This is a genomic window from Rhizobium sp. NRK18 (assembly GCF_024385575.1).
Taxonomy (GTDB): domain Bacteria; phylum Pseudomonadota; class Alphaproteobacteria; order Rhizobiales; family Rhizobiaceae; genus JANFMV01.
In genome coordinates, this window is sequence record NZ_JANFMV010000005.1 from 59,809 (window position 1) to 80,678 (window position 20,870).

Annotated in this window: 20 protein-coding genes; 8 read left to right on the forward strand and 12 right to left on the reverse strand. The window is 62.5% G+C overall.

Translation table 11 applies throughout. The features are described from left to right. The first annotated feature begins 89 nt into the window (after positions 1–89). From NN662_RS21130 to NN662_RS21145, 4 genes are read left to right on the forward strand one after another with little or no spacing between them, the layout of a single operon-like run. Positions 90–1,088, forward strand: coding sequence for an ABC transporter ATP-binding protein (locus NN662_RS21130; RefSeq protein WP_261932409.1), 999 nt, complete (start codon positions 90–92; stop codon positions 1,086–1,088). Beyond that, complete coding sequence (locus NN662_RS21135) at positions 1,085–2,017, forward strand: ABC transporter permease (protein WP_261932410.1); 933 nt, start codon at positions 1,085–1,087, stop codon at positions 2,015–2,017. The genes NN662_RS21130 and NN662_RS21135 overlap by 4 nt, the downstream gene beginning before the upstream one ends. After that, positions 2,007–2,822 (forward strand): ABC transporter permease, encoded by an 816-nt coding sequence (locus tag NN662_RS21140; protein WP_261932411.1) that lies wholly within the window; start codon positions 2,007–2,009, stop codon positions 2,820–2,822. The genes NN662_RS21135 and NN662_RS21140 overlap by 11 nt, the downstream gene beginning before the upstream one ends. Positions 2,823–2,853: 31 nt before the next feature. Beyond that, positions 2,854–4,281, forward strand: a complete 1,428-nt coding sequence (locus NN662_RS21145; protein WP_261932412.1) for a gamma-aminobutyraldehyde dehydrogenase — start codon at positions 2,854–2,856, stop codon at positions 4,279–4,281. A 97-nt stretch (positions 4,282–4,378) separates the two neighbouring features. Here NN662_RS21145 and NN662_RS21150 read toward each other — a convergent pair whose 3' ends face one another. Continuing rightward, positions 4,379–6,724 (reverse strand): glucose/quinate/shikimate family membrane-bound PQQ-dependent dehydrogenase, encoded by a 2,346-nt coding sequence (locus tag NN662_RS21150; RefSeq protein WP_261932413.1) that lies wholly within the window; start codon positions 6,722–6,724, stop codon positions 4,379–4,381. A gap of 310 nt (positions 6,725–7,034) precedes the next feature. On the opposite strand from NN662_RS21150, the gene NN662_RS21155 reads away from it, so the two are divergent. Next, complete coding sequence (locus NN662_RS21155; protein WP_261932414.1) at positions 7,035–7,754, forward strand: L,D-transpeptidase; 720 nt, start codon at positions 7,035–7,037, stop codon at positions 7,752–7,754. 51 nt (positions 7,755–7,805) lie between these two features. Here NN662_RS21155 and cysQ read toward each other — a convergent pair whose 3' ends face one another. The 5 genes from cysQ to NN662_RS21180 all read right to left on the reverse strand — a co-directional run bounded on the left by cysQ (position 7,806) and on the right by NN662_RS21180 (position 13,104). Beyond that, entirely contained in the window at positions 7,806–8,582 is a 777-nt protein-coding gene (cysQ, locus tag NN662_RS21160) for a 3'(2'),5'-bisphosphate nucleotidase CysQ (RefSeq protein WP_410011001.1), read from the reverse strand. A gap of 5 nt (positions 8,583–8,587) precedes the next feature. After that, positions 8,588–10,453 carry a sulfate adenylyltransferase subunit CysN gene (gene cysN, locus NN662_RS21165; protein ID WP_410011003.1) on the reverse strand — a complete coding sequence of 622 codons (1,866 nt, stop codon included), beginning with the start codon at positions 10,451–10,453 and terminating at the stop codon, positions 8,588–8,590. Between the two features lie 35 nt (positions 10,454–10,488). Then, positions 10,489–11,388 carry a sulfate adenylyltransferase subunit CysD gene (gene cysD, locus NN662_RS21170; RefSeq protein ID WP_261932417.1) on the reverse strand — a complete coding sequence of 300 codons (900 nt, stop codon included), beginning with the start codon at positions 11,386–11,388 and terminating at the stop codon, positions 10,489–10,491. A gap of 117 nt (positions 11,389–11,505) precedes the next feature. Next, positions 11,506–11,754 carry a WGR domain-containing protein gene (locus NN662_RS21175; protein ID WP_261932418.1) on the reverse strand — a complete coding sequence of 83 codons (249 nt, stop codon included), beginning with the start codon at positions 11,752–11,754 and terminating at the stop codon, positions 11,506–11,508. A gap of 84 nt (positions 11,755–11,838) precedes the next feature. Next, positions 11,839–13,104: an NAD(P)/FAD-dependent oxidoreductase gene (locus NN662_RS21180; protein ID WP_261932419.1), complete on the reverse strand. Its 1,266-nt coding sequence runs from the start codon at positions 13,102–13,104 to the stop codon at positions 11,839–11,841. 137 nt (positions 13,105–13,241) lie between these two features. Between NN662_RS21180 and NN662_RS21185 the strand changes: the two genes are divergently transcribed. Beyond that, a complete protein-coding gene (locus NN662_RS21185; RefSeq protein ID WP_261932420.1) occupies positions 13,242–14,069 on the forward strand; it encodes an amidohydrolase family protein in 828 nt (275 codons plus the stop codon). Between the two features lie 12 nt (positions 14,070–14,081). Here the strand turns inward: NN662_RS21185 and modC are convergent, their stop codons facing one another. From modC to NN662_RS21205, 4 genes are read right to left on the reverse strand one after another with little or no spacing between them, the layout of a single operon-like run. After that, a complete protein-coding gene (gene modC / locus NN662_RS21190) occupies positions 14,082–15,155 on the reverse strand; it encodes a molybdenum ABC transporter ATP-binding protein (protein WP_261932421.1) in 1,074 nt (357 codons plus the stop codon). Continuing rightward, positions 15,142–15,819, reverse strand: a complete 678-nt coding sequence (gene modB, locus NN662_RS21195) for a molybdate ABC transporter permease subunit (protein ID WP_261932422.1) — start codon at positions 15,817–15,819, stop codon at positions 15,142–15,144. The genes modC and modB overlap by 14 nt, the downstream gene beginning before the upstream one ends. 12 nt (positions 15,820–15,831) lie before the next feature. Next, positions 15,832–16,584: a molybdate ABC transporter substrate-binding protein gene (gene modA, locus NN662_RS21200; protein ID WP_261932423.1), complete on the reverse strand. Its 753-nt coding sequence runs from the start codon at positions 16,582–16,584 to the stop codon at positions 15,832–15,834. 32 nt (positions 16,585–16,616) lie between these two features. Then, a complete protein-coding gene (locus NN662_RS21205) occupies positions 16,617–17,432 on the reverse strand; it encodes a TOBE domain-containing protein (RefSeq protein ID WP_261932424.1) in 816 nt (271 codons plus the stop codon). A gap of 298 nt (positions 17,433–17,730) precedes the next feature. Between NN662_RS21205 and NN662_RS21210 the strand changes: the two genes are divergently transcribed. Together NN662_RS21210 and NN662_RS21215 are read left to right on the forward strand one after the other, a co-directional pair. Next, on the forward strand, positions 17,731–18,429 hold the full coding sequence (locus tag NN662_RS21210; protein ID WP_261932476.1) for a helix-turn-helix transcriptional regulator: 699 nt from the start codon (positions 17,731–17,733) through the stop codon (positions 18,427–18,429). A 43-nt stretch (positions 18,430–18,472) separates the two neighbouring features. Then, positions 18,473–18,913 (forward strand): response regulator, encoded by a 441-nt coding sequence (locus tag NN662_RS21215; protein ID WP_261932425.1) that lies wholly within the window; start codon positions 18,473–18,475, stop codon positions 18,911–18,913. A gap of 16 nt (positions 18,914–18,929) precedes the next feature. On the opposite strand, the gene NN662_RS21220 is transcribed toward NN662_RS21215, so the two are convergent. Both NN662_RS21220 and NN662_RS21225 read right to left on the reverse strand, forming a co-directional pair. Further along, complete coding sequence (locus NN662_RS21220; RefSeq protein WP_261932426.1) at positions 18,930–19,646, reverse strand: sensor histidine kinase; 717 nt, start codon at positions 19,644–19,646, stop codon at positions 18,930–18,932. A 799-nt stretch (positions 19,647–20,445) separates the two neighbouring features. After that, positions 20,446–20,847 (reverse strand): response regulator, encoded by a 402-nt coding sequence (locus tag NN662_RS21225; RefSeq protein WP_261932427.1) that lies wholly within the window; start codon positions 20,845–20,847, stop codon positions 20,446–20,448. Positions 20,848–20,870: the final 23 nt, after the last annotated feature.

Consider the following 20,870-nt stretch of genomic DNA (forward strand, 5'->3'; position numbering starts at 1 on the left):
TAGGCCCCTCCCCCTTGTGGGGAGGGGTTGGGGAGGGGCTTTCTCCCGCCGACATCAGACAAACCACAACGAAAGCGCCGGAAAAGACGATGACAATCGCAGTGAGCTTCCGCTCGGTATCCCGCCATTTCGGTTCCGTCAGGGCCGTCGACGCTGTCGACCTCGACATCGAGGAAGGGGAATTCTTCGCCATGCTCGGGCCGTCGGGCTCCGGCAAGACGACCTGCCTGCGTCTCGTGGCCGGTTTCGAGCAGCCGACCGCCGGCGACATCCGCATCTTCGGCGAGGACGGCAACGGTGTGCCGCCGTGGAAGCGCAACGTCAATACCGTCTTCCAGGACTATGCGCTCTTCCCGCACATGACCATTCTCGACAATGTCGCCTACGGCCTGATGGTGCGCGGTGTCGACAAGAAAAGCCGGCACAAGGCGGCGGAAGAGGCGCTCGACCTCGTCAAGCTTGGCGGCTACGGCGCGCGCCGCACCGGTCAGCTTTCTGGCGGCCAGCGCCAGCGCGTCGCGCTCGCCCGCGCACTCGTCAACAAGCCGAAGGTGCTGCTGCTCGATGAGCCGCTCGGCGCGCTCGACCTCAAGCTGCGCGAGGCGATGCAGGAGGAGCTGAAAAGCCTGCAGAAGCGTCTCGGCATTACCTTCATCTTCGTCACCCACGACCAGGGCGAGGCCCTGTCAATGGCCGACCGGGTCGCCGTCTTCAACAATGGCAGGATCGTCCAAGCCGGACGGCCGGAAGAGATCTACCAGCAGCCGAAGACACGTTTCGTCGCCGATTTCGTCGGCTCGTCCAACATTCTAGCGCCGGCGCTGACGGAGCGCCTGACGGGCCTCAAGGCCTGGTCGAGCCTCAGGCCAGAGGCGATCGGCAACGGCAACCTGCCGGACGGCCTGTCGCTCACCGGCACGCTGACGGCGACAGCCTTCCTCGGATCGGTCCGCCGTGTCGCGGTCGCGGTCGGCGAGGAGGTCATCCACGCCAACCTGCCGGCCGGCGAAAGCCTGCCGCCCGAGGGCGAAGAGGTCACGCTCTCTTTCGACCGCACGGCGCTGCACATCCTGGACGACCAGCCATGACGGCCGTCGCCACCTCCAGCTCCACGCTGTCCCGGATTTCCGCCACGCTCTGGCGGCGTCCAGGGCTGCTCGTCTTCCTGATGCTCACACCGCCGCTCCTCTGGCTTGGCGTCGTCTACGTCGGCTCGCTGTTCGCGCTCCTGCTGCAGAGCTTCTTCTCGATCGACGATTTCACCGGCCTGACGAACTACCAGCTCACGCTCTCGACCTATGCCGAACTCTTCCGACCGTCGAACTTCGACATCATCCGGCGCACGGTGGTGATGGCCGCGCTGGTCACCATCGCGTCCGCCTTCCTCGCCTTCCCGATCGCCTATTATGCCGCGCGCTATGCCAAGGGCCGCTGGAAGGCCTTCTTCTATCTCGGCGTCATGCTGCCGCTGTGGTCGAGCTATCTCGTCAAGATCTATGCCTGGAAGATGATCCTTGCCAAGGAAGGCATCATCAGCTGGGTCGCAGACAAGCTGCACGTGACGCCGGTGCTCGACGCCTGGCTTTCGCTGCCGGTCGTCGGCGGCAATTCGCTTTCGGTCAGCTCCACCGGCACCTTCATCGTCTTCGTCTACATCTGGCTGCCCTACATGATCCTGCCGGTGCAGGCCGCACTCGAACGCGTGCCCTCGAACCTCATCGAAGCCTCGCACGATCTCGGCGCCGCACCGGCCAGCACATTCCGCCATGTGCTGCTGCCGCTGGCTCTGCCGGGTGTCGCCGCGGGCTCGATCTTCACCTTTTCGCTGACGCTCGGCGATTATATCGTGCCGGGCATCATCGGCACCTCGCGCCTGTTCCTCGGCCAGGTTGTCTATGTCCAGCAGGGCACGGCCGGCAATGTGCCTCTCGCCGCCGCCTTCTCCGTCGTCCCGGTGATCATCATGGGCATCTATCTCTGGCTCGCCAAGAAACAGGGGGCTTTCGATGCGCTCTGACCGCAACACCTCAGCACCCTTCCTCCTGAAACTCGCCGCCGGCGGCGGGCTCCTGTTCCTGCACCTGCCGATCCTGCTGATTTTCGTCTATGCGTTCACGACCGAGGACAAGAGCTTCCAGTGGCCGCCGCCGGGGCTGACCACCCGCTGGCTCGTTTCCACCTGGAACCGCCCGGATGTCTGGCAGGCGCTGGCGCTTTCGGTGAAGGTGGCGGCCATCGCGACGACGCTGGCGCTGATCCTCGGCACGCTCTGCGCAGCCGCGGTCGCCCGCTCGCGCTTCTTCGGCCGCGAGGCGGTGACGCTGCTCGTCATCCTGCCGATCGCGCTGCCCGGCATCGTCACCGGTATCGCGCTGCGCTCGGCCTTCGGCCTGTTCGAGATCCCGTTTTCCTTCTGGACGATCATCCTCGGCCACGCGACCTTCTGCATCGTCGTCGTCTACAACAATGCAGTCGCCCGTTTCCGGCGGCTGTCGAGCTCACTGATCGAGGCATCCTACGATCTCGGCGCCGACAGTTTCCAGACCTTCCGCCACGTCGTCCTGCCCAACATCGCGACCGCGCTTCTGGCCGGCGGCATGCTCGCCTTCGCGCTGTCCTTCGACGAGGTGATCGTCACCACCTTTACCGCCGGCCAGCAGCAGACGCTGCCGATCTGGATGCTGGAAGAACTGATCCGTCCACATGAGCGCCCGGTGACGAACGTCGTCGCCATGGTCGTCGTGCTCGTCACCTTCCTGCCGATCCTCGGCGCCTACTACCTCACACGCGACGGCGACCAGACCGCCGGCGCCGGCAAATGAAGAACGCTAAGAAGAAAGAAGGAGTCTCCACATGGATACCGCAATGCTCATCGGCTCCGACATGGTCAAGGGAGAGGACCAGGAGGAGCGCATCCTGAACCCGAAGACCGGCGGCCTGATCCTCGACCTGCCGGAAGCCTCCCCGGCGCAGATCGATGCGGCCGTCGCCGCCGCAACCAAGGCATTTTCCGCCTGGTCGAAGACGACGCCCGGCGAACGGGCCGGTTATCTTCTGAAGATCGCCGATGCGATCGAGGCCGATGCCGATGCGTTTGCGGCGCTGGAAGCGCTCAACTGCGGCAAGCCGATCAATGCCGTGCGCAATGATGAAATCCCGGCGATCGCCGATTGCTACCGCTTCTTCGCGGGTGCGATCCGCAACATGCAGGGTACGATCGGCGGCGAATACCTGCCGGGCTTCACCTCGATGATCCGCCGCGATCCGGTCGGCGTCATCGGCTCCATCGCGCCGTGGAACTACCCGATGATGATGATGGCCTGGAAGCTCGCTCCGGCGATTGCCGGCGGCAACACCGTCGTCTTCAAGCCGTCCGAGCAGACGCCGCTGACGGCGCTGAAGATGGCGAAGCTCCTGGCCGAAATCCTGCCTGAGGGCGTGGTCAACGTCATCCTCGGGCGCGGCGAGACTGTCGGCAACGCGCTGATCAACCAGCCGGGCATTCACATGGTCTCGATCACCGGCGACATCGCCACCGGCAAGAAGGTGATCCAGGCCGCCGCCAAGACGGTCAAGCGCACGCATCTGGAACTCGGCGGCAAGGCGCCGGTCATCGTCTATGGCGACGCCGATCTCGAGGCTGTCGTCGCCGGCATCCGCACCTTCGGCTACTACAATGCCGGCCAGGATTGCACCGCCGCCTGCCGCGTCTATGCCGAAAAGTCGATCTACGACAAGCTCGTCGCCGATCTGAGTTCCGCCGTCTCGACGATCCGCTTCAACGATCCCGACGACACCCAGAACGAGATCGGCCCGCTGATCTCGCAGCGCCAGCGCGACCGCGTCGCAAGCTTCGTGCAGCGCGCCGCCGAGACCGGTCATATCGAGATCACCGCCGGAGGATCGGTGCCGGACAGCAGCGGCTTCTTTTACCAGCCGACCGTGGTCGCCGGCGCACTGCAGTCCGACGAGATCGTGCGGCGCGAGGTCTTTGGACCGGTCGTATCGGTCACGCCGTTCAGCGTCGACGACGACGTGGTCGGCTGGGCGAACGACAGCGACTACGGCCTCGCATCCTCCGTCTGGACGAAGGATATCTCCAAGGCGATGAAGGCTTCGGCGGACCTGCGCTACGGCTGCACCTGGATCAACACGCATTTCATGCTCTGCAACGAAATGCCCCATGGCGGACTCAAGCAGTCCGGCTACGGCAAGGACATGTCGCAATATGCGCTCGAGGATTACACCGTCGTCCGTCACGTGATGATCAGCCACGGCTGAGGGCTGAAGGTCTGAGACATCATGGCTGGAATGCAGATCGGGCCGGACTTGATTGTCCGGCCCGATCGTCTTTTTTGCAAAGGCTGCGCGATGCGGCCTACTTCTGATCCGGCAGCGTGTAGGCGATCACATAGTCACCCGGCTTGGTGCCGACCGACCCGTGGCCGCCGGCGACGATCAGCACATACTGCTTGCCGCCTTCGGTATAGGTCATCGGCGTCGCCTGGCCACCGGCCGGCAGGCGCGCTTCCCACAGCTGCTCGCCGGTCTCCGAATTGTAGGCCCTGAGATAATCGTCCACTGCAGCACCGAGGAATGCGACGCCGCCCTTGGTCAGCATCGGGCCGCCGATGCCCGGCACGCCGAGCTTGAAGGGCAGCGGCAGCGGGGTCATGTCGCGGACGGTGCCGTTCTTGTGCTTGTAGACGATCTCGCCTGTCGTCAGGTCCGCACCTGCGACATAGCCCCATGGCGGCGCCTGGCAGGGGACCTTCAGCGGACCGAGGAACGGCCCCATGACAACGCCGTAGGACGCGCCCTCATTGCGGTTGAGGCCCTGTTCGCTCGCCTTTTCATCGGCGCCCTTCGGCGGGATTTCCGATGCCGGCACGAGACGCGAGGTGAAGGCGAGATAGGTCGGCATGCCGAACATGATCTGGCGCTCCGGATCGACAGCGACGCTGCCCCAGTTGAAGGTGCCGAAATTGCCCGGATAGACGATCGTGCCCTGCAGCGACGGCGGCGTATAGCGGCCCTCGTATTTGTACTGGTGGAACTCGATGCGGCAGGCGAGCTGGTCGAACATCGTGATGCCCCACATGTCGCGCTCCTGAAGCGGGGGCGGCGAGAAGCTGAGCTTCGATGTCGGCTGGGTCGGCGCCGTGCGGTCTTCCGGAATGGCGCCGCCCGGAGCCGGCTTTTCCTCGATCGGCAGGATCGGCTCGCCGGTGCGCCGGTCGAGGACGTAGATGTCGCCCTGCTTGGTCGGCGCGACGAGCGCCGGCACGGTCGAGCCGTCGGCCTTCTTCATGTCGAAAAGCACCGGCTGGGCGGGCACGTCCATGTCCCAAAGGTCGTGATGGACGAACTGCTGCACCCAGCGGACCTGACCGGAATTGACGTCGAGCGCAACCACGGAAGAGGAGAACTTCTCCACGCTCGGGCTGCGGTTCATGCCAAGCTGGTCGGGCACCTGGTTGCCGAGCGGGATATAGACGAGGCCCAGATTTTCATCGACGCTGAAGACCGACCAGCTGTTGGGCGAGTTGGTCGTGTAGGTCTGATCGGGGCCGATCGGCGCCGTCTCATCCGGATTGCCGGAGTCCCAGTTCCAGAGGAGTTCACCCGTGTCGACGTCGAAGGCGCGGATCACGCCGGACTGTTCGTCGACGGAGTAGTTGTCGTTGACCGCTCCGCCGATGATGATCTTGCGGTCGACGATGACGGGCGGAGACGTGGAGTAGTAATAGCCGGCCGGATCGTACTTCATGCCGCGGTTGAGGTTCAGCTGACCATTGTCGGCAAAACCGGCGCAGACCTCGCCGTTCTTCGCATCCAGCGCGATCAGGCGGGCATCGGAAGTCGGCAGGTAGACGCGATCGACGCATGGCGCGCCGGCTGTGGCGGTATCGTCATGATAATAGGTGACACCGCGGCAGGTCTGGTGCTGCCGGTCCGGGTTCAGGCCGACATTCGGATCGTATTTCCACTTTTCCTTGCCGGTCGCGGCATCGACGGCGATCGCCCAGTTGTGCGGCGTGCAGAGATAGAGCGTGTCGCCGATCTTGAGAGGCGTCACCTGATAGGTCGTCTCGCCGACGTCGTTCGGGCCTTTCACATCACCGGTCTCATAGGTCCAGGCCTTCTGCAGGTTGGCGACGTTGGTTGCGTTGATCTGGTCAAGCGGAGAGTAGCGCTGACCGTAGGGCGTGCGGCCGTACTGGTGCCATTCACCCGCCGGCACGGTGCCGCCGAGAACCGGATCGGAAACCGAGGCCTCCGTCTGGAACCGACCGGCGATGTCATGCGGTGAGGTAAACATGGAATAGACGGCGACGACGATCGACAGGGCGACAACGCCGGCGAGCGGCCAAGGGAAGCGGCCGATGCCGAAATCGGTCCGTCCGTCGGCGCTCAGGTGCCGGTAGATCCAAGGGGTGAGGAGCCACAGGCCCAGAAGGATGATGACGCCGCCGCGCGGGCCGAGCTGCCACCAGTCGAAACCGACCTCCCAGATCGCCCATGCGAGCGCCACCAGGATAAGCAGGCCATAGGACCAGAGAGCCGCCTTGCGGCGGCGAAAGAGAAGATAGGCAGAGATGAGATACACGAGGCCGGCAAAGGCATAAAACCAGCTGCCGCCGAGCGCGATCAGCCAGATTCCGCCGCCGAGGAGAAAGACGCCTATCAGCGTGAAGAGTAAAGACGTGATGAGAATTGCCATTGAGTGCTGCCCAGCAAATTGCTTCAGTAAAAAGGTGAATGGCCGGCCCGAGAGCCGATAGGGGCAACCGAAATTCCACCCGCGGGTAGGTGCTGCCTCTATCCTTGTTAAATGGCCGGTCGCGCAAATCGTTCCCGAAAACGTGAAATATCGTGCCCTTGCATCTTCTGTGACATTGGCGCAACGGCTGTATCATCATGTTTTCGGGACACTGGACGGGCATGAAAGCCGCCCAATATGAAACCGGCATGGAACCGGCCGACCGGTCGCTCGTTTATTTTCATAATGACTGCAGAGAAGAGGAATTTCAGTGGATACGAGTTTTTTGAGCAGGCGCGCATTCCTGCTGGGTACGGCGGGGGCAGCGGCGGCGGGATTGAGCGCATGCAGCCAGACGACCTCGCGCGCTTATTACGCGGAAGCCCAACCTCTGCCAGTACCGCCGGAAAATCAGATGCTGGCGGCCATGTATGGCCCCAAGCCCGATGAACCCTATCCGCTGCCGGCCATCCCGTACCAGAAGATCCCGCCGCGCTTCTATCGCCAGGTGACGGAAAACCCGACCAACGAGCGGCCCGGCACCATCATCGTCGATACCGGCGGCCATTTTCTCTACCTGACAATGGAAGGCGGCCAGGCCATGCGCTATGGCGTGGGCCTAGGCAGAGCCGGTTTCGCGTGGGAAGGCCGCGGCGTCATCCAGTACAAGCGCGAATGGCCGACATGGACGCCGCCGGCAGAGATGATCGGACGGCAGCCGGAGCTTGCCAAGTACAGCGCCGCCAATGGCGGCATGCCGCCGGGCCTCGACAACCCGCTCGGCGCCCGCGCGCTCTACATCTTCCAGAATGGCCAGGACACGCTCTACCGCCTTCACGGTTCGCCGGAATGGTGGAGCATCGGCAAGTCGGTTTCGTCCGGCTGCGTGCGCCTGATGAACCAGGATATCTGCGATCTCTACAACCGTGTTTCGGGCAAGACGCCGATCATCGTCACCAACCTTTCGGGCGGCGGGGGCCTGCCGGTCTGACCCGTAAGGCGGCGAGCGCCTGACGCTCGCGTCGCCCCTTTTTTGTGATGATCAGCGCGAGCCCCAGGCGATGAAATGCGGATTGGCGAAATCCGTATCCGACGCCTGGTTCGTCTTGCCATACGGCAGGGGAGCGCCATCAAGGCCGACGGTCACCCCGCCGGCAGCCCGCAGCACGGCATCGCCGGCCGCCGTGTCCCACTCCATCGTGCGCCCGAACCGCGGATAGACGTCGGCGGTGCCTTCCGCCACCAGGCAGAATTTCAGCGACGAGCCGACAGATCGGTAGTCGCTTATGCCGTTCTCCGCAAGGAAGGCTTCCGTCTCAAGGCTGTTGTGCGAGCGGCTGGCGACGCCGACCAACGCTTCGCCGCGCGGACGGACGGATATCACTTCGCGGGCGACAATCTGGAATTCCGGGCTGACATCGAGGCGGTTGGCAACGCCATCGGCCCCTGTATAGGCGACGCCACGGGCCGGCGCATAGACGATGCCGGCGACCGGGACGCCACCGCTGATCAGCGCGATATTGACCGTGAAATCGTTGCGGCGGTTGATGAATTCCTTGGTTCCGTCAAGCGGATCGACGAGGAAGAAATCGCCGGAGCCGATGTCCGGCACCTTTCCCGCGGCAACCGACTCCTCCGCCACGACGGGGATGTCCGGAAAGGCGCGGACCAGATGGTCGAGGATGATCGCCTCGGCGCGCTCGTCGGCTTCCGTTACCGGAGAGGCATCGTCCTTGTAGGCGACGCTCGGGCCTGCCTCATAGACGTCCATGATGGCGCGACCGGCCATCAGGGCCGCCTGTTCCAGCTGTTTCAGCATGCGTGTCATTCCTTGTTGCGTTCGGCCATGTAGGCTTCGATCTCGGCCGCCAGCGCGACCGGATCGTGACCGACCGTATGCAGATGGATTTCGGGATGCTCGGGCCGTTCATAGGGCGAGCTGATCCCGGTGAAGTTCTTGATCTTGCCTTCCGCCGCCTTGCGGTAAAGACCCTTCGGATCGCGCCGCGCGCATTCCTCGATCGGCGTGTCGACGAAGATCTCGATGAATTCGCCCGGCTCCATCAGTTCGCGCGCCAGTCGGCGCTCCGAACGGAAGGGCGAAATGAAGGAGACGAGCACGATGAGGCCTGCATCCGCCATCAGCTTGGCTACCTCGGCCACACGGCGGATGTTTTCCACCCGGTCCTCATCCGTAAAGCCCAGATCCCGGTTGAGCCCGTGGCGGACATTGTCGCCGTCGAGCAGGTAGGTGTGCCGTCCGGCCGCATGCAGCATCTTTTCGAGCGTGTTGGCCACCGTCGATTTGCCGGAGCCGGAAAGTCCCGTGAACCAGAGCACCGACGGCTTCTGGTGCTTGAGCGCGGCACGCGCCTGCCGGTCGATCTCCATAGCCTGCCAGTGGACGTTGTCGGAGCGGCGAAGCGGATGGTTGATCATGCCGGCGCCGACAGTGGCGTTGGTGAACCGGTCGATGACGATGAAATTGCCGGTGACACGATTGTCGCGATAGGCATCGAATGCGATCGGGGTCTGGGTCGAGACATTGCAGACGCCGACATCGTTCATCTGCAGCGTCTTGGCCGCATCATGCGCGAACGAGTTGATATCAACTCTATATTTGAGCGCGGTAATGCTCGCCGCTGTCGTATCCGCTTCGGTCTTCAACAGATAGGAACGCCCCGGGATCATCGGTTCGTGATCGAACCAGATCAGATGAGCCTGGAACTGGTCCGCCACATGCGGCCGGTCGCCGGGCGACACCAGCATGTTGCCGCGCGAGACCTCGACTTCGTCGTCGAGCAACAGCGTCACCGCCTGACCGGCGGATGCGTGGTCGAGATCGCCATCCATGGTGACGATACGCCGGACGGTCGACTGCTTGCCGGACTTGGCGACTGTGACGGCATCGCCGACCGCCACCGACCCCGACGCGATCTCGCCGGCAAAGCCGCGAAAGTCGAGATTGGGGCGAGAGACGAACTGGACCGGGAAGCGCAAAGGCTTGGCCGCATCATCCGCTTCGATCGCCACAGTCTCCAGATGTTCGAGCAGCGCCGGGCCCTGATACCAACCCATATTGTCGGATCGCTGCGTGACATTGTCGCCATAGCGCGCCGACACCGGGATCGGCTGCACGGACAAAAATCCGAGATCCTCCGCAAAGGCCATGTAATCGGCCACGATACCGTCGAAGACGTCCTGGCTATAGCCGACGAGATCGATCTTGTTGACAGCCAGCACGATGTGACGAATGCCGAGCAGCGAGGCGATGTAGCTGTGCCGGCGCGTCTGTGTGAGCACGCCCTGCCGGCTGTCGACAAGGACGATGGCGAGATCGGCGGTCGAGGCGCCGGTCGCCATGTTGCGCGTATACTCTTCATGTCCGGGCGTATCGGCGACAATGAACTTGCGTTTCGCGGTGGCGAAGAAACGATAGGCGACATCGATGGTGATGCCCTGTTCGCGTTCCGCCTCCAGCCCGTCCACCAGCAGCGCGAAATCGATGTCGGCTCCCGTCGTGCCGTGCTTGCGGCTGTCGCGCTCCAGCGCCGCCAGCTGATCCTCGAAAATGAGCTTGGTGTCGTAGAGCAGACGCCCGATCAGCGTCGACTTGCCGTCGTCGACCGAGCCGCAGGTGAGGAACCTCAGAAGCGACTTCTCCTCCTGCCGGCGCAGGTAGTCGGCCATGGAGATGCCTTCGAGATCGATGTCGTCGGATGCCATCAGAAATAGCCCTCCCGCTTCTTCTTCTCCATCGATCCGGCCTCGTCCTTGTCGATCATCCGACCCTGCCGCTCGGAGGTGCGCGCCGTCAGCATTTCGCGGACGATGTCGTCGAGCGTGGCAGCCTCAGATTCAACCGCACCGGTCAGCGGGTAGCAGCCGAGCGTTCGGAAGCGGACCATGCGCTCTTCGGCCTGCGCCACAAGATTGGCCGGCATGCGGTCGTCGTCGACCATGATCAGCGCGCCGTCCATTTCGACGACCGGCCGCCGTGCCGCGAAATAGAGCGGTACGATCGGGATCTGCTCCTTCATGATATACTGCCAGATGTCGAGCTCGGTCCAGTTCGACAGCGGGAAGACGCGGATCGACTCACCCGGATTGATGCGGGTATTGTAGGTCTTCCACATTTCCGGCCGCTGGTTCTTCGGGTCCCAGGCGTGGCTCTGGTTGCGGAACGAGAAGATGCGTTCCTTGGCGCGCGACTTTTCCTCGTCACGCCGCGCACCGCCGAAAGCGGCGTCGAAGCCGTATTTGTCGAGCGCCTGGCGCAGGCCGACCGTCTTCATCACATGGGTGTGGTGACTGGAGCCGTGGGTGAAGGGACCGATCCCCTGTTCGACACCCTCCGGATTCATGTGCACCAGCAGATCGAAGCCAAGCTCCGCCGCCATGCGGTCGCGGAAGGCGATCATCTCCTTGAACTTCCAACCGGTGTCGACATGCAGGAAGGGGAAGGGCGGCTTGGCCGGATAAAAGGCCTTCATCGCCAGATGCAGCATGACGGAGGAATCCTTGCCGATGGAATAGAGCATCACCGGATTGGAGAACGTCGCCGCGACTTCGCGGAAGATATGGATCGCCTCGGCTTCGAGGCGCTGTAGGTGGGTGAGGGACATTGCCTGTCTCGCCTGCCTCTGTCGCAATCATGTCATCAATCCGGTACCCCACTGCGCCCGGCTTGGAAACCTCTTACGCGTTGCATGTCGGTAAAACACGGCCTTACACACAGACGATCAGCTGGAAACCGGGCAGTAGCCGCGCCGCATCTTGGCGCTCGCGACAATTTGCAGACGCTGTTCCGCAGCTGCGATACTGCGATGCAGCTCGACGATACGCCGTCCACGCGTACCGATCCGGCCCCAGTCACGGATGAGGCAGACGTCGCCGAACAGACTTTCGCCGATCGACAGGGCGTAGAAGCGCGCCATGTTGCGGGACGGATCGCGGCGGGTCATGAGCAGGGAGAACGATGGCTTTTCCATGAGAAAAGCATCGTCTTTTCAGCATCTTGCGTCCAACGACTTATGTGAATCGATCAAAGCCGACCGATTCACGCCGTTGATGGGTCAGCGCTCCAGCGCATCACGCAGCTTGTAATACCAGATGGCCATTGTCGCATAGACCGGATGCAGACCGTGCAGCGGCAGCGCCTTGATATCTGTAAACCTCAGCGGCAGCGGCTTCGCAGCGTCGAGGATATTCTCACCGATTGCCGTCCCCAGAGCGCTGGCAAGCGCCACGCCACGGCCGTTATAGCCGACCGCCATCGTCAGGTTGTCGAACGGCCGGTGCACATGCGGCAGGTGATCGGCGGTCATGGCGACGCGGCCGGCCCAGCGGAACTCGATCGGCAACGACCGGACCTGCGGATAGGTGCGATGAAGCGCCTGAACCACCCCGGCGTAATCCGCCTCCGACGGCGTTTCACCGAAATGGCCGCGACCGCCGAGCATCAGCCGGTTTCCGGGACCGATGCGGAAATAATTGCCGACGCGTCGCGTATCCGAAACCGGGGATCCTTCCGGCAGGATTTCGGAAAGCAGGGCAGAGGGCAGCGAGGCCGTCGCCACCTGGAAGCTGCTCGCCGGAACGACGGAGGCCTTCAGCGCCGGCCAGAGCGGGCCGCTATAGCCATTGGTCGCGACGATCACGTGAGCGGCCCTGACCGAACCGCCACCGGCAATACCGACCTGCCAGTCGGCCCCGGATCGCTTCAAGGTGACCGCCTCGCTGCGGGCAAAGACTTGCACGCCCTTGCCAACGGCGGCGCGGGCGAGCCCCTGCACGTAATTCAATGGATGCAGCCGCCCGGCGCGGCGGTCGAGCCAGCCGCCGACGAAGATGTCGCTGCCGGTCTTCTGCCGCATCCCGGTCGCAGAAAGCATCTCCACGGGTGCCCCGCGCGCCTGCCATTGCCGCATGCGCGCCTCGACCGCCGGCAGATGCGCCGCCTTGACCGTCGCCTGGATCCAGCCGTCGCGGCGGGCATCGCAGTCGATGCCGTATTTTGCAATCAGCGAGAAGGCCGTATCCGCCGTCCTGCCGGCAAACGCCGTCGTCGCCTCGCCATACATCCGATCAAGCGCATCGGGATCATATTTGAGGCCTGGGATCACCTGCCCGCCATTGCGCCCGGAAGCGCCGAAGCCCGGCTCCTGCCTGTCGACCACGATCACCGAAGCGCCGCCCTCGGCCAGCGCCAGCGCCGCCGAAAGCCCGGTGAACCCGGCGCCGATGATGGCTACATCGGCGGACTGATCACCTTCGAGGGCAGGGAGTTCCAGCGCCGGATGCGCCGTCGCCGCCCAGATGGATGCAATGGAATAGGACATGAAATGCCTCAATGAAAACAGGTGATCTTTTATCGCGGCTCGGCCGGCGTCAAGCGGTTGACAAACCGGATGCACAGGCTAGGCGTATCAGCCAAGAAAAGGACGCCTCTGCGGCGAATGAGGGAGGACAGGGTTCCATGAAGATCGACGCGCATCAGCACTATTGGCGGATCGACAGGGGTGACTATTTCTGGATGGGTCCGCATGTGCAGCCGATCTTTCGGGATTTCATGCCCGAAGACCTTGCCAGCGAACTGACTGCAGCCGGTGTCGAGAAGACGGTCGTGGTGCAGGCCGCCGATACGGTGGCCGAAACCGAATTCCTGCTCGATCTCGCCGCCAGGAACGACAGCATCGCCGCCGTGGTCGGCTGGGTCGACGTGATGGCCGACGATGCCGTTGCAACACTCAAGCGCCTCACTGACAGCGGCAAGCTGAAATCGATCCGGCCGATGCTGCAGGACATCGAGGACACGTTCTACATCCTCCAGCCGCAGGCAATCGAGACGCTGGCGGCGCTTCCGGGTCTCGGCCTCGTCTTTGACGCACTCGTTCAGCCGCGCCATCTGCCGGTGATCGCCGCACTGGCGGATCGGCTGCCGAATCTTTCGATCGTGGTCGATCACTGCGCCAAGCCCTTCATTGCCAAGGGCGTGATGGAACCATGGAAGAGCGATATCGCAGCGCTGGCTCTGCGTCCGAATGTGTTTCTCAAACTGTCTGGCCTGCTGACCGAAGCAGCATCCGGCGCCGGTCTGGAGGCGATCGCTCCTTATGCCGCGCACGCGCTGACCTGCTTCGGGCCAGAGCGCACCATGTTCGGCAGCGACTGGCCGGTGCTGACCCTCGCATCCGGCTATCAGGACTGGATCGGCATGGCCGAGGCTTTGACCGCGCATCTGACGGCTGCGGAAAAAGACGCCGTGTTCGGCGGCACCGCGGCGCGCTTCTACGGGATCGGTTGACTAGGCCAGGCCTTACTCGATCACCGCCACGGACTTCACCTGCGCCCAGACCCTTGCGCCCGGCGCAATCTTCAGCATCTCCGCCGACAGGGCGGTCAGCCGGGCGACCAGGGGCGTTCCGGCAAGGTCCAGGCGTACGGTGACGGAGGATGGGTCCTCGCCCGGCCTCACCTCAGCAACCGTTGCCGGCAACCGGTTGAGAATGGAGACGTCATCGGCCTTCGTTAGCGCCAGGCTGACGTCGCGGGCACGAACCATCAGCCGGACCGGTGCGCCGACCGCAAGCCCCGGATCGCGAACCCAGAAGTCGCCGCCGTCAAAGGATGCGCGCGCCAGATGCCAGCGCTGATCGCGCTCGCGAATGGTCGCCTCGATGGAGACGCCTGCCTCATCCTCGCCCGAAAACGGCAGGTCAAGACGGGCCTGCATCGCCGAGAGCGAACCGCTGGCCGTGACCTTGCCGCCATCGAGCAGCACCACATGGTCGGCGAGACGCACCAGTTCGTCGGTCGCATGGGTGACATAGACGATCGGCAGGTCGAGGGCCTGATGCAGCTGCTGCAAATAGGGGAAGATCGCCCGCTTGTTGGTCTGATCGAGTGCGGACAGCGGCTCGTCCATCAGCAGGATGCGCGGGTCGGACAGGATCGCCCGGCCGATCGCCACCCGCTGCCGCTCGCCGCCCGAGAGATTGACCGGCGAACGATCCAGCAGGGCGGAAAGGCCAAGGAGATCAACCAGGCGACCGAATTCCGCAGGCGTTGCGCGGGATCCGCCGGCCGCGCGTCTTGCGCCGTAGAGCAGGTTCTTGCGAACGCTCATATGCGGGAAGAGATTGGCCTCCTGGAACACGTAGCCGGAGCGGCGGCGATGCGCGGCAAGAAACGTCCGCTCGTCCTGCCAGACCTCGCCACCGATCGCAAAGCGGCCGCGCTCCACCCGTGTGAGGCCTGCAATGCAGCGCAGGATCGAGGTCTTGCCGCAGCCGGACGGGCCGAACAGCACGGTCACGCCCCGCTCGGGGAAGGCGAAGGCCGCGTCGAGTTCGAACGCACCCAGCCGGCCGGAAAATTCAGCCTCGAGCATCGGCCCTCCCGAAGCGCAGACGTTTCTCGATCAGCGTCATGGCAAGGATCACCAGGAAGGAAAAGACCAGCATGCCGCCGGCCAGCACATGCGCCTTGCCCCATTCCAGCGTCTCGACATAGTCGTAGATCGCGATCGACAGCACCTTGGTTTCGCCGGGAATGTTGCCGCCGATCATCAGCACCACGCCGAATTCACCGACCGTGTGGGCAAAGGCAAGGATGGCACCGGTCAGAAGCCCGGGACGGGCAAGCGGCAAAGCGATGGTGAAGAAGCGGTCGAGCGGAGAGGCACGCAGCGTCGCCGCCGCCTCCAGTGGGCCATGGCCGATCGCCTCGAAGGCATTGCGGACCGGCTGCACGGCAAAGGGCAGGGAATAGAGGATGGAACCGAGCACCAGGCCTTCGAAGGTGAAGGCGAGCCCATGGCCGGTCACGGCCTGCGCCAGCCTGCCGAGGGGGCTCGAAGGCGAAAAGGCAAGAAGCAGGTAGAAGCCGAGCACGGTCGGCGGCAGAACGAGGGGGAGGGACACAAGCGTTCCGACCACTTCCTTCCACCAGGCCTTGGAGCGGGCAAGCCAACAGGCAAGCGGCACGGCGACGATCATCAGCAGGATCGTCACCGTGACGGCAAGCTTCAATGTCAGCCAGACGGCTTCACCCATTCTGCACGGTCCTCACTGGCCGAGATCGATGCCGTAGCCATAGCGAGCGATGATTTCTCGGGCCTTGTCGCTCTTCAAGAACGCGACAAAGGCTTTCGCAGTGTCATCCGTTTCACCGGTCTTCAACAGGACCGCGTCCTGGCGGATCGGCGTGTAGAGCGTCTGCGGCACGACCCATTGCGCGCCATTCGAGGAGCCGATCACCTGCGACAGGGCGACGAAACCCATCGCGGCATTGCCGCTTTCGACGAACTGGAAGGTCTGGGCAATGCTGTCGCCCTGCACCAGTTTCGCCTCAAGGCTGTCATAGACGCCGAGCGCCTTCATCGCCTCCACCGCGGCCGTGCCGTAAGGCGCGGTCTTCGGATTGGCGATGGCGATCTTGGTGATCGCCTCCGGCGTCTTCAGTGCCGCGCCGTCGGCAACGGCGAGCGAGGCATCGGTGCTGTAGAGGACGATCTTGCCGGTCGCATAGGTGAACCGGCTGCCGGAAACCGCAAGCCCGTCGGCTTCCGCCTTTTCCGGCCGTTCCTGATCGGCGGCGAGGAATACCTTGAACGGCGCGCCATTGGCGATCTGTGTGTAAAGCTTGCCGGTGGAACCGAAGCTCAGCACCGCATCGTCGCCCGTCGCTTCATGGAACGCCTTGGCGACATCCTTCGCGGCTTCCGTGAAATTGGCAGCGACGGCAACATTGACCTCGGCGGCATGGACCGGCAGCGACAGGGCAAGAAGCGGGACGAGAGCGGTCAGCATGACTTTCATGGAACTATCCTTTGCGGTTGTCGCCGGCCCGTTCAGCCGAGCGCGAGAATGATCTGCGACGCCTGGATGAGCGCGGTCATCCGCTTGCCGGGCGCAATTTCCAGCGCCTCGGCGCTGACATTGGTAACGATGGCCGTCAGCGTCTTGCCGCCGCCGATATCGAGAACGACCTCGCTGTTGACGGCACCGGTTTCGAGCGAGATGACCGTCCCTGTCAGTTCGTTGCCGGCCGTCGTCCTGCCGGGGGTCTCGGCAACAGTCAGGATCGGCATGTTGGCCTTGACCAGGGCATAGATGTCGAGCCCCGGCTTCAGCCCCATCTCCTCGGCGCTGTGGCGCGTGACGATGGCCGTCAGCGTCGTTTCCGGCGCAAGCTCTACCGTCACCTCACTGTTGACGGCGCCATGCCGCACCTGGCCGACCGTGCCGTGATAGGCGTTGCGCGCGCTAGTCTTCATGATCGGGCTCCAGAGCAGGGATCGGGTTGCTGCCGCGACGCCGGCGTCGTCGGCCATCACCGCGCGAAGCTCGTCGAGGACGGTCGACAGGCGGTCGCTGAGGCGGGCATGGAGGGCAAGCACACGCCGCCCCTCGTCCGTCACGATGGCGCCACCGCCCTTGCGTCCACCAGGCTTTGCCTCGACCAGCCGCTTGGGAAAGAGGTTGTTGAGCGCGTTCACCGCATCCCATGCCCCCTTGTAGCTCAAGCCCACTTCCTTGGCGGCAGCGGAGATCGAACCGGTGCGACCGATCGCGGCCAGAAGCGCGAAGCGATCCTCGCCGGCGCGATGACCCGCTGCGGTAGCAAATGTCAGATTGGGCCTGACGAAATCGGAGACTGAAGACATGGGTGAAAACGTTGTGAAGTTTAACTACATAACGCATTCGTAGCAGAGACGGGTTTTTCTGGCAATGGCGCCCAGCCGGGCGGGCGGCCGGACGTAACGGAAGCTTCCCCGCCCTTTATCAACAGAAGGGCGGAATTGGCTCTGGCATTTTCCGCATTTTCCTTTAGCCTTCACGTATGTAACGGCAGTCATGCGAATCGTGTGCGGGGGCAAATTGTTCGCTATGGTTGTGTATATTCAGATGCTGGATGCGGCCTAACCACTGCCTTGCCCAGGCAGCGATGATTGGTGCAAAATGATGAACCAAGCTATCGAGATGCCTTTCCATCTCGGGCCGGAACTGAAGAGAGCCATCAACCGGACGGACATCTTTCGGTTGCTCAGGGCGGGGACCCGCCATCACGGATTCAATTTTTTCATACTGCTGCGGCATGCCGATCTCGGCGCAAAGCTGAATGCCAATCGCGACGTGGTGCTGACCAATTTCGAGGAAGAAAGCCGCAACGATTTCCTCGCCCTCCTGTTCGAGCACGAGGATGCGGATCTGCGCCGGCTCTACAGCTCGATCACGCCGTTTGTCTGGATGCGCAGCGATCACCCCGACCTCGAGCGCAACCCGGCCTTCAGCCGCTACGAATGCATGATGTCGGTTCCGTTGCACACGCCGGAAGGCAAGCGCTTTCACCTGATCCTGACCGGCCAGCGCGAGCTTCCGACGGAAAAGGAAACGGCCGAAGTCATGCTCGACATGCTGAGGATCTTCAACCAGTTCTATGAAAAGATCCTGGCCAACGAGAATACCGGCAAGCTCACCGCGCGCGAACGCGAAGTGGTGAAGTGGACGAGCGAGGGCAAGACCTCGGCCGAGATCGCCATCATTCTCGGACTGTCCGAGCATACGATCAATTCGCATATCACGGCGGCGGTCCGGAAACTGAATGCGGTCAACCGCGTTCACCTGGTGACCATCGCATTCAGGAACGGGCTGGTTTTCTAGCCGCGCGAAGCAGACGAACTTGGGAAAAGAGCGAGGAAAGTGGATGAGCACGAGCTTGGCCACAGATGAGGAACCGTTGAAGGTGCTGTTCGTCGACGACGAGGTGCTGGAGTTCAGGATTCACAAGAAGCGGATAACGGAGACCGACGGCCTGTCGATCGATCTCGATTTTGCCCAGACCATCGAAGCGGCGGTCGAGAAAGTCAAGGCGAACAGCTACCAGCTGATCTTCATGGACAACCGGCTGTTTCCCAACAACGACTTCCGCGAAACCGTGCCGGCCCTGCGCAGCGCAGGCTATGTCGGGCCGGTGGGCGTCGTATCGAATGACATCACCGAGCCCTACTTCCAGCAGTTTCCGGACTATGGCGTGGATTTCCGCATCGGAAAGGACGAGATCGATGCGCAGTCGATCCGCCACATCGTCGAGGAATATGTGTTCGACGACATTCCCGAAGAGTGGAACGAAGACCTCAACACCTGATCCCGGCAATCGCCGGTCAGGCGAGCGGCAGGCGAATGCGGAACGTGCTGCCTGACGGATCGGAGCGCAACAGGTCGATCGACCCGCCGAGCCCGTCCAGTGCCTTCTGGCAGAAGGTCAGCCCCAGCCCGGCGCCGCTGCCACGGCTGGCGTCGGCCTTCAGGCTCCAGAACGGCTTGAAGATGTTGGCCTGGTAACGTTCCTCGATGCCGTTGCCATTGTCCTCGATCAGGATGTCCGCCATGCCGTCGTCATGCTTTCCGGCGTAAATCCGGATGACAGGCTGCCGCGCATTGTGCTGCAGGGCGTTGCGCACCACGTTTTCGAAGATCTTGGACAGGAGTATGGGGTCTGCGACCACGGCAGGCAGCGGCTCGCGGCTGACCGTCGCCTGCCTGGCGGCGATATCCTCCGCCAGCGTTTCGCACGCGGCCGCCAGCGCCGCATCAGCCTCGAACCGGCGCCGCTCGATTCTCGACGTATCACGCATGAACACGAAGACGAGCCGCACCAGTTCGCGCAATTCGTCTGCCTTGCTGCTCAGAATTCCCAGCATTTCCCGCTGGTCTTCGCTGACCTGATCGGACAGTTCTTCCTTGAGGATCTCGGCGAAGGCGGAGATATGCCGCAGCGACCCCTGGAGGTCGTGGGTGATGGCGGACGCGAGCTGGTCGACCCGCTCGCGGGCCTCCTGCAGCTCGAGTTCCTTGTTCGTCAAATCCGCCTTGTCCATCTCTTACCAATCCAAATCTTCTACGCGAAAGCTGACCTGCAAATCCATTATACCCCTCGGAAAGACGTCAGCCGTGAAATTTCTGTTTCATTATCTTGTGCCACGAGGCGCAATTCCAGATTGCGAAGCCCATTCGACCCACATTGGCCCCGAACCGCCTTCTTGACAATGATCAAATTTCGCACGGGTCGACACGAAGGATAGAATGCCATGGGCCAAAGCCACTGATTAACTTTGCCTTACCAAGAATCCGAAATTGAATCACAACAATTCGGGATATCACGACTGGCCGCGATCGATTATAAATCAAATAGAGAGTTGATTTAAGCAAATCGGAATGGGGCCTCCGACTGCACTAACGTCAGTTAAATAAATCAACTCTCATTCTTTCCCCCTTCTCCTTTTCGTCAAAATGACGTTTCTGACTGCAAATTCCAGACAATGGAATGCAGGTGCCGGGTTCTGAAAACTCACCTCTCACAGAACATTCGCTGCCGTCACGCGATGGATGTCGACGCCCACAGATTGCAACTGGCTTCACGGGGTCCTCGTGATAAATCATAAGTCAAACATATAATATTGTAACCTTACTAACTTATTGCCGAATCCTGTCAATTTGTAGTAGCCAAATCACTCGCATCGGAGTATTCGATAAATCAGAGGACGACAGTTGCGGCACCGATTATACGGGGGCGATATGTGATAATCGGTGCGGCGGACCCGCATCTCGACCTCTCTGTATCATGTGAGTCATTTCAGAAAATACCACCTTGCGGCAAGGTGGTATTTTCGTATGGGCTCAAGGTCGTTGGAGGCCGAGAAGCCGCGCAATCCCTTCCGGATCAAGCGGTTTGGCGATCACGGCATCGATTGCCGGCTCCGACTTCAATCTCCTCTCGTCGCCCATGCTGAGTTCGGACGAGACCATCAGGAACAGGTTTCTCGCCTTCAGCGCATCGTCGAGATGCCGATATTCCGCTGCAAAATCAAAGCCGTCCATCCGCGGCATGTTGACGTCGAGCAGGATCAGATCGACAGGTTCACGACCTGCCTGCGACAGATGGACCAGAGCCTCGTCGCCGGAGAGAAAGGACGTCACTTTCGAGGCTATTCCGGCGGCCTTGAGTACGCGCTTTGCGAGAAAATTGTCCGCAGAGCTGTCGTCGATCAAAAGAACCTGACCAAGCGCGTATTCTGCCATGCTTCACCCGACCTCTTGCCGCC

What these genes read in the sequence shown, in the direction of transcription:
- NN662_RS21130 (WP_261932409.1), top strand. Translation starts at nt 90, where the DNA reads ATGACAATCGCAGTGAGCTTCCGCTCGGTATCCCGCCATTTCGGTTCC.
- NN662_RS21135 (WP_261932410.1), top strand. Translation starts at nt 1,085, where the DNA reads ATGACGGCCGTCGCCACCTCCAGCTCCACGCTGTCCCGGATTTCCGCC.
- NN662_RS21140 (WP_261932411.1), top strand. Translation starts at nt 2,007, where the DNA reads ATGCGCTCTGACCGCAACACCTCAGCACCCTTCCTCCTGAAACTCGCC.
- NN662_RS21145 (WP_261932412.1), top strand. Translation starts at nt 2,854, where the DNA reads ATGGATACCGCAATGCTCATCGGCTCCGACATGGTCAAGGGAGAGGAC.
- NN662_RS21150 (WP_261932413.1), bottom strand. Translation starts at nt 6,724, where the DNA reads ATGGCAATTCTCATCACGTCTTTACTCTTCACGCTGATAGGCGTCTTT.
- cysQ (WP_410011001.1), bottom strand. Translation starts at nt 8,582, where the DNA reads ATGCTGAAACAGCTGGAACAGGCGGCCCTGATGGCCGGTCGCGCCATC.
- cysN (WP_410011003.1), bottom strand. Translation starts at nt 10,453, where the DNA reads ATGGCCGACTACCTGCGCCGGCAGGAGGAGAAGTCGCTTCTGAGGTTC.
- cysD (WP_261932417.1), bottom strand. Translation starts at nt 11,388, where the DNA reads ATGTCCCTCACCCACCTACAGCGCCTCGAAGCCGAGGCGATCCATATC.
- NN662_RS21175 (WP_261932418.1), bottom strand. Translation starts at nt 11,754, where the DNA reads ATGGAAAAGCCATCGTTCTCCCTGCTCATGACCCGCCGCGATCCGTCC.
- NN662_RS21180 (WP_261932419.1), bottom strand. Translation starts at nt 13,104, where the DNA reads ATGTCCTATTCCATTGCATCCATCTGGGCGGCGACGGCGCATCCGGCG.
- NN662_RS21185 (WP_261932420.1), top strand. Translation starts at nt 13,242, where the DNA reads ATGAAGATCGACGCGCATCAGCACTATTGGCGGATCGACAGGGGTGAC.
- modC (WP_261932421.1), bottom strand. Translation starts at nt 15,155, where the DNA reads ATGCTCGAGGCTGAATTTTCCGGCCGGCTGGGTGCGTTCGAACTCGAC.
- modB (WP_261932422.1), bottom strand. Translation starts at nt 15,819, where the DNA reads ATGGGTGAAGCCGTCTGGCTGACATTGAAGCTTGCCGTCACGGTGACG.
- modA (WP_261932423.1), bottom strand. Translation starts at nt 16,584, where the DNA reads ATGAAAGTCATGCTGACCGCTCTCGTCCCGCTTCTTGCCCTGTCGCTG.
- NN662_RS21205 (WP_261932424.1), bottom strand. Translation starts at nt 17,432, where the DNA reads ATGTCTTCAGTCTCCGATTTCGTCAGGCCCAATCTGACATTTGCTACC.
- NN662_RS21210 (WP_261932476.1), top strand. Translation starts at nt 17,731, where the DNA reads ATGAACCAAGCTATCGAGATGCCTTTCCATCTCGGGCCGGAACTGAAG.
- NN662_RS21215 (WP_261932425.1), top strand. Translation starts at nt 18,473, where the DNA reads ATGAGCACGAGCTTGGCCACAGATGAGGAACCGTTGAAGGTGCTGTTC.
- NN662_RS21220 (WP_261932426.1), bottom strand. Translation starts at nt 19,646, where the DNA reads ATGGACAAGGCGGATTTGACGAACAAGGAACTCGAGCTGCAGGAGGCC.
- NN662_RS21225 (WP_261932427.1), bottom strand. Translation starts at nt 20,847, where the DNA reads ATGGCAGAATACGCGCTTGGTCAGGTTCTTTTGATCGACGACAGCTCT.